The organism is Fulvivirga sp. M361 (genome assembly GCF_007097395.1).
Classification (GTDB): Bacteria; Bacteroidota; Bacteroidia; order Cytophagales; family Cyclobacteriaceae; genus Fulvivirga.
Genome location: NZ_VKDC01000014.1, coordinates 153,034 through 165,329, shown reverse-complemented (window position 1 = coordinate 165,329; position 12,296 = coordinate 153,034). Strand labels below are relative to the sequence as shown.

Here is a 12,296-nt window from a genome sequence, read left to right as displayed (position 1 = left end):
CTGATGCTGCAAAGGTAAGTGTTAATCCCTAAAATCTGTCGGTATTCAACTGCTTTGTTAGAATGTTAAAACGCATGAACATCACTACGGCTACTACGGTCAAACCAATTAACAGCCCATACCAGACTCCCTCGACTCCCATTCCCATAGGAAAAGCCAGTATGTAACCTGCCGGTAGGGCGAGTAACCAATAGGCTATAAAAGTCAGTATAGTAGGGGTTTTTACATCTTCCAGGCCGCGTAAAGCGCCAAGGCTAACTACCTGTACGCCGTCGGATACCTGGAAAAGTCCCGCTATTATGACAAGTGAAGAGGCAATAGTGATCACTTCCTGATCTGCTATGTACAGCGCCGGTAGAAAATGACGACCTGCAATGAAGATAAAAGCACATACTATCATGAATGTAACTACCATACCATAAAGTGTAAATGCCGCTGCCCGTAATGTAGGTATATCTTTTTTGCCCAATTGATTCCCTACTCTGATAGTAGCCGCTGCAGAAAGACCGGACGCTGCCATGTAGCTGATAGCCGCCAGGTTAAGAGCTATTTGATGTGCTGCCAACGGTTTGGTACCAATCCAGCCGATCATGATCACCGCAAAACCAAAGGCGCCCACCTCGAAAATGAATTGCAGGCCTGCCGGTATGCCAATGCCCAGCATTTTTCGTATCAGGGACCGGCTGTAAGCGCCTATGGAAAAACCTTTTTTATATTTGCCGAAGCTTTTGTGAAAGTAGATATACGCAAACATTAGCAAGGCCAATAATATACGGGCTATCAATGATGCCCACCCGGCTCCCACAAGACCCATAGGCTCAAATCCTAGCTTACCATAGATCAATATATAATTAAGACCTATGTTAGCGATGTTAGCCGTTATCACAATAACCATGGCTTGTTTTGTAAATGACAGACCCTCCGCAAACTGCCGGAAGGTTTGGAAAACCATGAGTGGAATAAGCGAAAAGGTGACAATATTCAGATAGGGAATAGCTTGCTTTACTACTTCTGGCGGTTGGTTCAAGTATTGTAGTGCAGGAGTGCCCACAAGCACACCCAGGAACAGGACTACACCGGCGATAGGATTGATCAATAAACCATGTTTGAGTACCGAAGCGGACCTTTCAATATTCTCTTCGCCGTCTGCCGCTGCCACTAGTGGAGTTATAGCATATGAAACGCCAATGCCAAAGGTCAAGAGCATATGAAAGATCACGTTGGCAAGTGAAGCTCCGGCAAGTGGTGAAGCGCCGAGCTGACCAACCATTACGCTATCAGCTACATTCACCAGCATATGTCCCATCTGACTGATCATAACAGGATACGCCAGGAGAAAATTCTTTTTTAAATGTGCTTTGTAGTCTTGCATTGCTTCACCACAGAAAAGCGCCTTCACCTGAAGGTCTCTTCAGATAGTTGTTTTATGAAATAAATAATTGAGACGATATGGTCAATGGACCCCTTTCATTCTTGCCACTTTTAAAAGACCGGCTACGCTCATGCTATCCGTGATTTGTGATTGCATTACCATATTGAGAGCTTCAGTGAGATGCAGCTTTTTCACCACCAGGTCAGACTCTGTTTCTTCTAATTCTGAAGGGCCAAAGCTGAGTTCCGTAGCTAAGAATACGAAGGCTTCTTCATCAGTTACCGAATTGGAGGTGTGAAATCGCATGATCTTCTCCCAACGCCTGGCCATTATACCTGTTTCTTCTTTTAATTCACGTTTGGCAGCCGAAAAGATATCTTCTGCCAATGGGGCTCCGCCTTCAGGGATCTCCCATGAATATTCATTCAATGTGTAGCGGTGTTGACCTACCAGCCAGGTATGGTTGGTATCGTCCAGAGGAATGATACCAATGGCCTTATTCTTGAAAGACACTTTTCCATATATTCCCTGGCCTCCACCAGGATTCAGCACCTCATACTCAGTAACATTGATCCAATTGTTGTCATACTTTTCTTCAGCGGATAAGGTGGTCCAAGGGCTTTCAGATGTTTTCATGGGAGCAAATCTAGGGGTTTATAGGATTCTTTTTACCTTGATTGAATTACATATATATGAATCTTTAATTAACGTGTAAAGAGGCGTGTGTTCAGTTTGAGTACTAAAATCAAGGCGTTTATTGATGTATTAAAACCAGGTTTGATATTGGCCTTCGAAAAAGTAGTTTTGTTTCATGCTGTTATCTTCTTTTACGAAAGACAAAATAGAAGCCGGTTGTGATGAAGCCGGTAGAGGCTGTCTGGCCGGTCCGGTAGTCGCGGCTGCAGTTATTCTACCCCCTGACTACAAGAACCAGGAGTTGAACGACAGTAAGCAGCTTTCCAGGAAAAAGAGAGACTTACTGAGAAAGGATATTGAAAAGGATGCACTGCATTGGGCGGTCTCATTTGTTGATAATAAGGAGATTGACGAAGTGAATATCCTTAATGCAAGTTACCTGGCCATGCAGCGTTCCGTAGACCAACTTAAGCAACAGCCTGAATTACTGCTCATTGATGGGAATCGTTACAAACCTCACAATGATATTCCTTATGAGTGCATCATTAAAGGGGACGGTAAATATCTTTCTATTGCGGCAGCTTCTATATTGGCCAAAACCTATCGCGATGAGTTCATGGTAAAGATAGGGGAACAGTATTCGGAATATGAATGGCATAAAAATGCAGGATACCCTACCATATCCCATCGTGAAGCCATTCGCATATACGGTGTAACTCCACACCATCGTATGTCATTCCGGTTATTGCCTGTCCAGATAGAGTTATTTGACTGATAGTCGATTTTTCGTGCGTATGACTGAAATTTTACTTAAAGATGGAGTATCCGCCGTAAGCAGCAAGTAGTCCTAATACGAGGCTGGCCAAAATGTAAGTAAAGGTAGTGGCAAAGTCTTTCTGCTGTAACAGGTTGAAATTTTCAAACGCGAACGTAGAGAAGGTAGTGTAACTACCGCATAGGCCTACTCCAAGAAAAAGTCTTATTTCCGGCCCTGTAGTAGTTTGAGATTTGGCGAGGAAACCATAAAGTAATCCCAGGAAAAGACTTCCGATAATATTGACAGTAAAAGTGCTGAGAGGGAAAGCCTTTTCGTAACGCTGATCTACCCATAAGTATGTAAGATAGCGTAACGTACTACCAAGAAATCCCCCAAGGCCTACGAGTAATACCTGTTTCATTTAGTTCGTGTCTCTATACTTTTTGCCACATTTTTTACGGAGATACTTAACGCTCTCAATATAATTACTATGCTCTTGAAAACTCATATTAAGGCGTTTACCATTTTTGAAAAGAACGGTAAGCTCTTTAAAGGTACCTGTTGCTGTTTTTACTTTTTGTTCTGTCCAACTTTCAATATCTTTTAAATTATATACTCGCTGTGAGAATCGTATGGGGTAGTTAATGGTAATACGCTCTTTGCCTATGGCTATTTTTTTATAGCCTAAGACTGTTTTGGTTAATAATCCCAGGGCCAGGGGACTTAAAGTGACGATGATAAGATAATGGTACCATTGAGCGGGACGGTCCTCCAGGATCAAAAAAATGTACAATGATATACCCAAACAAAAAGCGACGAAAATACCTATAGAGAAAAGTGTACCTATTTTTGGTTTGGCAATGATCATGAGTCTCAAAGAAAGCAAAATTCCAGGAGAAAATAGATGATTGTACCGTGACACCGGTCAATACTTAATCCTTTTCGAAAGTATGTTTATAAAAATGAGTTATATTTATTCCTATGCCCGCAGGATATTCAGGAACCCCACTGGTTAAAAAATTAGGCATTAAAGACGGACACAAAGTTTGTTTTATTAACATACCCGATTATTATTTTGATCTTTTCGAAAAGATGCCGGATATCGAAGTAGTATCAGAAAAGGGATCTGACATCAATTTTATTCATTTTTTCTGCAAGGAAAGTAGTGAATTGATAAGATACTTTCCAAGATTAAAAGAAATGATGGATATTGAAGGGTTGCTTTGGGTGTCCTGGCCAAAAAAAACTTCACAGGTAGAGACCGATGTTGATGGTAACCTCGTAAGACGTACCGGGTTAGACAACGGTCTTGTAGATGTAAAAGTATGTGCGGTAGATAAGACATGGTCCGGACTGAAGTTTGTGTTCAGAAAACAAGACCGCAGATGAAAAAAATCCTGTTACTGCTGACAACGGTAGCATGTCAGTTCTCGCCGGAAATACGAACCTCGCATGACCAGGAATTTTTTGATAATACGGTTAAAAATGAGCGATTAACCTATGCATCCGTTGATTCTATAGAATTAAGCCAGCATTTGACAGAAATACAGCTTGCCGGGACGCAGAATATAGGTGAATTTTTCGACCATCGATTGAGGTTTTATAAGATCGATCACCCTGATCTTGTCATTTGCGGAAGTCGGGTGAATAAACTATTACTTTACTTTATTGACTCAACTCTTGTGCGGTTACGCTATGACATGGCAGGAAATATTTCCAATCAGTTGTTAGATTCTCTGGGGCTTTCAAAATTCAAACCTTTGGATGATAAAAGTAAGCAACTTCTCAGGACACGGACAGTATATAACAAGATCCAGGGTAAACTAAATGATGATTTGACAGACTATGAGCTGATATGGTATAAAGGTGACGCGGTGAGCAGGTTTCGCGTTCATGATCCTATGGGAGATTCTGTAGATTCGTTCTTTTTTTTCACTGAAATGATCGGATATAAGAAAAAAGTGCGCGAATTAGAAATTCATTACAATTACCTGGAGGCGAACTTGCCATCCGGTCTTTAAGCCTGATTAAGCCTTCTTTGAAGATCAAAATCATAGGAAAAACGTTCGGTTTGAATCAAGAGCAAGATCTCTGGTTCATGATTTTTCGATAATGAATAGTTAGTGTAATCGGACAACCTTATTTAGGGACGGACATCTTTCCTCTATGCGCCATGCCCTCTGCCCTACGCGCTTTGTCCTAATTAAGATTTGGTATCTCCAGGCTGACAGTGGTCCCTTTATTCTCTTCAGAATCGAGCATGATGTTGCCTCTTAGTTTTTCAACGGTTTCTTTCACTATATACAGTCCGAGGCCTGAACCGGCATTGTCTTCCGTGGCTCTGTAAAACATTTTGAATACATTCTTCAAGTGCTTCTTGGCAATACCCACTCCGTTATCATTTATCAGTACTTTTGCTGTGGTGTCATCTACGCTGACACTGATTTTAATATGCGGGTTTTGTCCGTTACTGTAACGTATGGCGTTAGATATAAGGTTATTGAATACCACTTTCAGACGTTTTTGGTCAGATTTAAATATCTGATTCTGATCAATCTCTATTTCCTTGATGACATTACTGTCTTTTGAACTGTATTTTAATTGATCGAAGATCTCGTTGATCATACATTCAAAAGAGATCTCTTCATGATCTACTTCCAGCCGGGAGTTTCTGGAAAGGTCCAGAATGTCTTTGATAAAATTATCCTGCTGTTCGGCACTTTGAGCTACCATGGACAGATACTTACGCATCATTTCAATGTCTTCTTCCTGCTTTGCCAAATTCACCAGTCCGAGTACTGAGGCAATGGGAGCCCTCAGATCGTGGGAAACGCTGTAAACGAAATTGTCGAGTTCCACATTAGCTTTGCGGAGTTTCCTGTTGGATACTTTGATTTTTTCTTCCGTCTTTTTGCGCATTTGAATTTCTTCATGCAGCTCTTTTGTTCTCTCTTTGACCTTGGTTTCCAGGTTTTCATTGAATTCAACCATGGCCCGCTGAGCCACCGTCCTTTCGTGCACCGTGGCGTAAATGATAATAGAAGAAATACTGATAATGCCTATGAATATTTGGAGTAACAGTAATGAGCTTTCTTCTGCTTCCAGTATAAATGGTCCCTGATTCTTTATAGTAAAAAATATGGCCAGAAAACTCACCAGTAAAATGCCCGATGCAGTGATTTGTAAGTTAAATCTAAAGCCAAGCCATAGCAGGAAGGGTACGATCAGGAAGGGTAATGATCGTTGAATAGTTTCTGAAATTGGGTTGAAATTTAGAATGAGGATAATGACAAGTAATGCTGAAATAAATACTCCCCACTCCACGGCGGCATGAGTATTCCATTTAAACTTAAACTCGTTGGACCATGAAATAACAAAGGGGGTAATAATAAGTATACTTACTACATTACTGATCCACCAGGTGCTCATACTTCCCAGGAAATCGTTTTGGGCAATGATTCCGTTGATCACTAACCCAATACTACCCACACCGGAGCCGATCAGGCACATGACCAGTGCAACAAGCAAAAATATGAATACATGTATGGTCTTTAGAAATGGGTTTTTAGTCCTGATGAACTTCAGTATCAGGTAATATCCAAAAAGCGCTTCAATCGTATTACCAATTGCAATCACAACCAATGATGAAACAAGCTCCAGGCTAAAATTCAGATTCAGATTGAGAAACACTAACGAATTGGCCACTAGAGAGCCAATAGTAACTGCCGGCCATGTTCTGTATCCCGTTAGGATGATTAACGCCAGAGCAATACCTGCCGGTGGCCAGAGTGGTGCGGCTTTAGATACCGGAAATGACAACCACAATCCTAGCTGTGCGGATACATAATAAAGAATGGCCACGACTACTATACGTACGTCTGTACTTTGAGCAACTTTAACAAGCCCCTTCATTCGAATAAAAAAATTAGACAAAAAAATACCGCCAACAATAGCCAAAACGGATATGTAATATAAGTAATTATTTAATTGAGTCAATCTAACATATTATTAATCAATAAAAAGCAAACCGAAATCCTTTCTAAATTTTGAATTGAAACAGCTCTCTATCAGTAACTTCTATCAGCAAGTTTTGACTTTTATTTTTTTTAAAATTTTTAGTTGTAATAGTCCTGAAATGAAATCAACCCAAAATTAGGTGACCGTGGTAAGTCAAAATGTTATAGTAAAACTTGTCCCTTTGCCCGGCTGGGTTGTAACATTAATGTTTCCGTGATGTAGTTTGATAATTTGGCGGGTGATGGCCAGTCCAATGCCCGAACCCTCTTTTTTTGTAGTAAAAAAAGGGATGAATATCTGGTCCAGTTGATCTTTTTCAATGCCAGTGCCATTATCGGTGATAATGACCTTTGCAGGTTGGCTCGTGGTAATAACTAACTCAGGAGCCTCTGTATCGGACATGGCCTCAATGGCATTCTTTAATAAATTGATCAATGCCTGGTCCAATAGATCAGGGTCTGCATTAACTTCCAGTGTTTTTTCCAGGTGGAGTGTGACTTTCACCTCTTTCAGTTCGTTTTTTAGCAATTCAATCAATCGGTGAAGCTGCCGGTTCAGTTCTATCTTTTTAAAAGAAGGTGTAGGTACGTGGGTTAATTTTCTATAGGCTTTGGTAAAAGATTGCAGCCCTTTACTTCTATTCTCAACGGCATCCAGACCTGTCCATAACTTTTCCTTTATTTCATCAGACATGAGCTGGTCATTATGCCTGTTCTTTTCTATCAATAGCTTTAATGTTGAGGACAGTGAATGGATCGGTGTTACTGAGTTCATGATCTCATGGGTCAGTACCCTGATAAGTCGTTGCCATGCAGCCATCTCGTTGGTATCTAACTCACTTTTTATGTTTTGGATAGAGACCAGCCTGTATTGTTCACCTTGTAGCTTGAATGCAGAAGCATGTATATTGAGTTGCTGCATTTCATTATTGACAACAATTTTCAATAACCTGTTTTGTCCGGGGCTAATATTACGTATTACAGAAAGTACCGAAGGGTTTACTTTTTCAAGTACCTTGAGGTTTGACATTTGTGGAAGCTCAAGCAGTCCTTTCGCAGCTTCATTCATCAGGTGGACTTTCTCTTTCTCATCATAGCTTATGATCCCTACCCTTAAATGAGCCACTAACGCTTCCAGGTAAAGGTATTGTGCCTCTTTTGCCGCACTTATCTCATCAAACTTTCGAGTAATGCGATTCATCACACCATATAATTGATCGAATGAATTTCCTTTCGCTTTTTCAGAGAAAGTGGTAGTGAAATCATCTTGAAGGATACCCATTAGAAACACTTTGAAATCACGGTTGGTCCGTTCAACAAACCAGACAAACTCGATCAAAGCTAATAGTACAAAGACGATCAGGTAGCAACTTCGCAAGTAATATTCCAAAACAATAAGGTAGTATATTACTGACGTCAGGAGTAGAGCGATGACGATGATACGAATGACAATATTAAGTCGGAACTTTTTCATTGCAGGCTATACTTTTCCATTCTGCGGTACATAGCTCCCCTGGACAGACCGAGCTCCCTGGCGGCATGACTTACATTTCCACTGTGCTTAGCCAGTGCCTTTTTTACTGCCCATGCCTCGATATTTTCCAGGTTAAAAGTATCGAACTCATCTGGCTGTTGTTCCCGGTGATGAGATAGGTTGAAATCAGACACAGTTAATTCCAGTCCGTCACTCATGATAACCGCACGCTCTACGGCGTGCTGAAGTTCACGCACATTACCTGGCCATGAGTACTTTTCCAATACTTTCAATGTCTTTTCGGAAACCTCAGTAAATGGTTTTTGATATTTTTTTGAGTAGGTACGTAAGAATGAATCAAAAAGTATTCGTAGATCTCCGGCCCTGTCGCGAAGTGGAGGCAACGTTATTTCCATCGTATTGATGCGATAGTAAAGATCTTCACGGAATACACCGTTTTTCACCAACATAGTCAGGTCACCATTGGTAGCAGCTATAATTCTCACGTCCACTTTCGAAGCTGTATTAGCGCCAATTTTCGTTACTTCTCTGCGTTGTATAACTGTTAGTAATTTCGATTGTAGTGACAGTGGGAGATTACCTATTTCATCCAGGAATATGGTGCCTCCTGATGCTGCCTCAAACCGGCCCATCCTGTCTGCTTTGGCGTCCGTAAAAGCGCCTTTTGTATGACCGAAAAGTTCACTTTCAAATACATTTTCTGAAATAGCGCCAAGGTCTACGGAAATGAATACCTCGTCGGCCCGCAATGATCTTTTATGGATTGCTCTTGCGGCCACTTCTTTCCCCGTGCCATTTTCACCTAATAGCAGAATGTTTGCATCAGTAGGGGCTACTTTTTCAATGAACTTATGTACATGCTGCATGGTCTGAGAATTTCCGATAAGCTCACCGGAGCTGTTGGATACATTTGATATCACATGCTGCCTTGATTTTAGCTGAGCGATCTCGCTGCTTTGAAGAGATAATTGAAACGCATTGTTGACAATGGCCAGAAGACGTTCGTTTTCCCAGGGTTTTACAATAAAATCCATCGCACCTTGTTTCATGGCGTTTACGGCAAGATTCAACTCACCATAGGCTGTCATCATAATCACGCTGACGTTGCTGTCAAGAATTTTAATTCTACCTAGACATTCTAACCCTTCCCTGCCTGATGTTTCTCCCTGTTTAAAGTTCATATCAAGAAGTACCACTTGAAAAGAATTTGAATCGAATAGCTTTTCTATATCAGAGGTTTTGTTGACACTGTGGACCTCTTCAAAGTACTCTTCAAGTAACATCTTTAAACTGATGAGTATATATTCATCATCATCTACAATAAGTATACTTCCCTTTTTTTTCATAGCGTTCTCAAAGGATACCGTTTACAGCAATGGCGTAAACCTAAAAATATCGGGCCTCATTTCCATATGTTCTGTCCATCTGTGGACACTTAGCTGTTTTACTGGTGGGCACTTTAAGGTTTATACTTCATTCAATTGTTGTTTAAATATTTGATTATTAGACTTTTGTGTAAATGGCATTGCATTTGAATAAAGGAGAGGAGGAAAACGGTCAGTTGTTTTATGCTTTACCAGTTATTTATATTCAATCATGATTAAGAATCACTTCAAAACAGCGCTTAGAAATTTAATGAGGTTTAAAACCTATTCATTCATTAACCTTTTAGGCTTAACTGCAGGGCTGACACTTACAGTTTTGATCATGCTATTTGTCATTGACGAAATGGAGTATGACCGATTTCATAAGAAGTCAGATCGTATCTATAAAGTGGTGAGCAGAAACCAAAGAGGTGAATTTCTGGAACATAATTCGTGGCCTGCAGCCCACATATTGAAAACAACCTATCCCGAAGTGGAATCTGTTGTTTACGCCCGTAGGGCTGGCAGAGCCATGACACTGAATGCAGACGGTAAGCGCTACACGCACGACGTGTTCTATGCGGGTGAGGATTTCTTCCATATCTTCTCTTTTGATTTTATGAAAGGGGAATCCGAAAAAGCCTTAAAAGATCCCTTTTCCATCGTGATCACCGAAGAGATTAAACATCGTTATTTTGGAGATAAACAAGCCATAGGTCAAACACTGACACTTCGCGATTCTCTTGTATTCACGGTTACCGGTGTACTCAGAGATTTACCAACCCAGTCACATATCCAGTTTGATATGCTCCTTTCTTTTTCAACCTTCGAACGATTAAAGCGTGATTTTAGCTATAGCCAGGGGTGGGGAAATTTTAACGTGATAAATTATCTCTTGCTGGAAGAAGGTGCATCTCTGGAAAGTATCCGATCAAAGGCCTCAGACCTTTATATGGAAAATAACGGTGAATGGTTTAAAGAAATAGGATCATCAATGTACCTGTCGTTTATTCCATTGAATGAGATCTATCTCGTATCGGATATAGCCAATTCGTTTGGCCCGAAAGGTAGTTTGAATAGAATATATATGGTGTCTGTTATTGCCGCTTTTGTATTGGTGTTAGCATGTATCAATTTTATCAACTTAACCACCGCACGTTCCATTTATCGTGCTAAGGAAGTAGGGTTGCGAAAGTCATTGGGCGCCTCACGTACCTCTATGTTTTGGCTGTTTATGACTGAAACTTTGTTACTTACTTTGGCTTCGTTTTTTATAGTAATTCTTTTTATTGACTTTTCACTTCCATTTTTCAATGCATTAATGGGTAAGTTTTATACCCTTTATTCATTGCTCAACTTCCGCACACTGGCGGGTTCAATTATTGTTATTACAACAGTGACTTTTATGGCTGGTTTTTATCCGGCTATGGTACTATCAGGGATGAACCCGGTAAATGTACTGAAAGGACAGGTTAGAGCTGGTCTTACCGGCTCAAACCTAAGACGAGTGCTGGTCATTTTTCAATTTTTCATTTCTGCCGGACTGTTACTGGCTACAATCATTGTGCTGGACCAGATGGCTTATATGAAGCACAAAAACCTGGGTTTTCAAAAAGAACAGGTGTTGGTATTAGATGCTATCCGTGTCCCCAGGTCAGCGGCTGACCAGGTTTTTAAGAATAGCCTTCAAACGCTTAGTGGTGTAGACGATGTAACTTTTACGAATGCACTCCCCGGAAGTCCGGGTTGGCAGGGACAGTGGGCCTATCCTGAACGCATTTCCGAAGGTACGCAGGTGGTAACGGAGTATATGGCCATCGATGAAAACTACTTACCCACATTGGAGCTGGAGCTATTAGCTGGTAATAACTTTGATCCGGCACATCTCCGTTGGCTGAATGAAGGCCTTATCATTAATGAAACCACCGTCAGAGATATGGGGTGGGGTACTCCTGAAAATGCCATCGGCAAAAAGATAGTGTCACCATCAGGCAGTCCGGAAGGTACGGTAATTGGAGTCGTTAAAGACTATCATGGAGTAGGTCTGCAAGAGAGTATATGGCCAAAGGCCATGGGCTATACCAGTGTGTGGCATGGCAGGTATTATGCTGTCCGGTTTTCGTCAAACCAAATTTCAGCATTCTTAAACGATGTAGAAGCACTTTGGAAAAAGGATCTTGGTGACTATGACTTTGAGTATTTTTTCCTTGACGAAAATTTTGAGAAACAGTACAGGGCAGAAGAAAGACTGACTCAAATCCTTACGATTTTCTCCTTGCTTAGTTTGTTGATTTCCGGGATTGGTTTGCTTGGCCTGGTGTCATTTATGGTGCTTTTCCGTACAAAGGAAATAGGTATTCGCAAGGTACTTGGGGCTGGTATTGCAAGTATTGCAGGTTTACTTACCAAGGAATTTATTGTACTTATTTTGATTGCCAATGCGATTGTTATTCCATTGGTGTGGTATTTTGGGAACGAATGGCTTAACCGTTTCGCTTATCATGAGGATGTGGACCCATCCATCTTTATGATCACTTTATTTGTGACGCTTCTGGCCTCCGTTATGACTGTAAGCATTCATACATTACGTGCCGGTTTAATGAATCCTGCTACTATTTTAAGAAATGAGTGATGCAAATCTATAGAGCCATTTTAT

11 protein-coding genes are annotated in these 12,296 nt (G+C 40.9%); 4 read left to right on the top strand and 7 right to left on the bottom strand.

What is annotated here, in order from left to right:
- Nucleotides 1-28: 28 nt before the first annotated feature.
- Both FNH22_RS16700 and FNH22_RS16695 read right to left on the bottom strand, forming a co-directional pair.
- Nucleotides 29-1,372 carry an MATE family efflux transporter gene (locus tag FNH22_RS16700; protein WP_143399592.1) on the bottom strand — a complete coding sequence of 448 codons (1,344 nt, stop codon included), beginning with the start codon at nt 1,370-1,372 and terminating at the stop codon, nt 29-31.
- Between the two features lie 81 nt (nt 1,373-1,453).
- Nucleotides 1,454-2,008 (bottom strand): NUDIX hydrolase, encoded by a 555-nt coding sequence (locus FNH22_RS16695; RefSeq protein WP_143399557.1) that lies wholly within the window; start codon nt 2,006-2,008, stop codon nt 1,454-1,456.
- Between the two features lie 175 nt (nt 2,009-2,183).
- Between FNH22_RS16695 and FNH22_RS16690 the strand changes: the two genes are divergently transcribed.
- A complete protein-coding gene (locus FNH22_RS16690) occupies nt 2,184-2,783 on the top strand; it encodes a ribonuclease HII (protein WP_143399555.1) in 600 nt (199 codons plus the stop codon).
- A 31-nt stretch (nt 2,784-2,814) separates the two neighbouring features.
- Here FNH22_RS16690 and crcB read toward each other — a convergent pair whose 3' ends face one another.
- Nucleotides 2,815-3,186: a fluoride efflux transporter CrcB gene (gene crcB, locus FNH22_RS16685; RefSeq protein WP_143399553.1), complete on the bottom strand. Its 372-nt coding sequence runs from the start codon at nt 3,184-3,186 to the stop codon at nt 2,815-2,817.
- The gene (locus FNH22_RS16680) at nt 3,187-3,633 is read right to left on the bottom strand and encodes a hypothetical protein (protein WP_143399552.1); all 447 of its coding nucleotides are present in this window, start codon (nt 3,631-3,633) and stop codon (nt 3,187-3,189) included.
- A gap of 113 nt (nt 3,634-3,746) precedes the next feature.
- On the opposite strand from FNH22_RS16680, the gene FNH22_RS16675 reads away from it, so the two are divergent.
- Together FNH22_RS16675 and FNH22_RS16670 are read left to right on the top strand one after the other, a co-directional pair.
- Nucleotides 3,747-4,154: a DUF3052 domain-containing protein gene (locus FNH22_RS16675; protein WP_143399550.1), complete on the top strand. Its 408-nt coding sequence runs from the start codon at nt 3,747-3,749 to the stop codon at nt 4,152-4,154.
- Nucleotides 4,151-4,786 (top strand): hypothetical protein, encoded by a 636-nt coding sequence (locus tag FNH22_RS16670; protein ID WP_143399549.1) that lies wholly within the window; start codon nt 4,151-4,153, stop codon nt 4,784-4,786. Before FNH22_RS16675 ends, FNH22_RS16670 begins: the two co-directional genes overlap by 4 nt.
- A 178-nt stretch (nt 4,787-4,964) precedes the next feature.
- Here the strand turns inward: FNH22_RS16670 and FNH22_RS16665 are convergent, their stop codons facing one another.
- The 3 genes from FNH22_RS16665 to FNH22_RS16655 all read right to left on the bottom strand — a co-directional run bounded on the left by FNH22_RS16665 (nt 4,965) and on the right by FNH22_RS16655 (nt 9,622).
- The gene (locus tag FNH22_RS16665; RefSeq protein WP_143399547.1) at nt 4,965-6,677 is read right to left on the bottom strand and encodes an MASE1 domain-containing protein; all 1,713 of its coding nucleotides are present in this window, start codon (nt 6,675-6,677) and stop codon (nt 4,965-4,967) included.
- 258 nt (nt 6,678-6,935) lie between these two features.
- Nucleotides 6,936-8,255, bottom strand: a complete 1,320-nt coding sequence (locus tag FNH22_RS16660) for a PAS domain-containing sensor histidine kinase (RefSeq protein ID WP_143399546.1) — start codon at nt 8,253-8,255, stop codon at nt 6,936-6,938.
- A complete protein-coding gene (locus FNH22_RS16655) occupies nt 8,252-9,622 on the bottom strand; it encodes a sigma-54 dependent transcriptional regulator (RefSeq protein WP_143399545.1) in 1,371 nt (456 codons plus the stop codon). The genes FNH22_RS16660 and FNH22_RS16655 overlap by 4 nt, the downstream gene beginning before the upstream one ends.
- A gap of 250 nt (nt 9,623-9,872) precedes the next feature.
- Here FNH22_RS16655 and FNH22_RS16650 point away from each other — a divergent pair, with 250 nt between their 5' ends.
- Nucleotides 9,873-12,272, top strand: a complete 2,400-nt coding sequence (locus tag FNH22_RS16650) for an ABC transporter permease (RefSeq protein WP_143399544.1) — start codon at nt 9,873-9,875, stop codon at nt 12,270-12,272.
- The last annotated feature ends 24 nt before the right edge of the window (nt 12,273-12,296 follow it).

Coding starts and splice junctions, on each gene's coding strand:
- FNH22_RS16660 (WP_143399546.1), bottom strand. CDS start 8,255: ATGAAAAAGTTCCGACTTAATATTGTCATTCGTATCATCGTCATCGCT.
- FNH22_RS16665 (WP_143399547.1), bottom strand. CDS start 6,677: ATGAAGGGGCTTGTTAAAGTTGCTCAAAGTACAGACGTACGTATAGTA.
- FNH22_RS16695 (WP_143399557.1), bottom strand. CDS start 2,008: ATGAAAACATCTGAAAGCCCTTGGACCACCTTATCCGCTGAAGAAAAG.
- crcB (WP_143399553.1), bottom strand. CDS start 3,186: ATGAAACAGGTATTACTCGTAGGCCTTGGGGGATTTCTTGGTAGTACG.
- FNH22_RS16650 (WP_143399544.1), top strand. CDS start 9,873: ATGATTAAGAATCACTTCAAAACAGCGCTTAGAAATTTAATGAGGTTT.
- FNH22_RS16670 (WP_143399549.1), top strand. CDS start 4,151: ATGAAAAAAATCCTGTTACTGCTGACAACGGTAGCATGTCAGTTCTCG.
- FNH22_RS16675 (WP_143399550.1), top strand. CDS start 3,747: ATGCCCGCAGGATATTCAGGAACCCCACTGGTTAAAAAATTAGGCATT.
- FNH22_RS16690 (WP_143399555.1), top strand. CDS start 2,184: ATGCTGTTATCTTCTTTTACGAAAGACAAAATAGAAGCCGGTTGTGAT.
- FNH22_RS16680 (WP_143399552.1), bottom strand. CDS start 3,633: ATGATCATTGCCAAACCAAAAATAGGTACACTTTTCTCTATAGGTATT.
- FNH22_RS16700 (WP_143399592.1), bottom strand. CDS start 1,372: ATGCAAGACTACAAAGCACATTTAAAAAAGAATTTTCTCCTGGCGTAT.
- FNH22_RS16655 (WP_143399545.1), bottom strand. CDS start 9,622: ATGAAAAAAAAGGGAAGTATACTTATTGTAGATGATGATGAATATATA.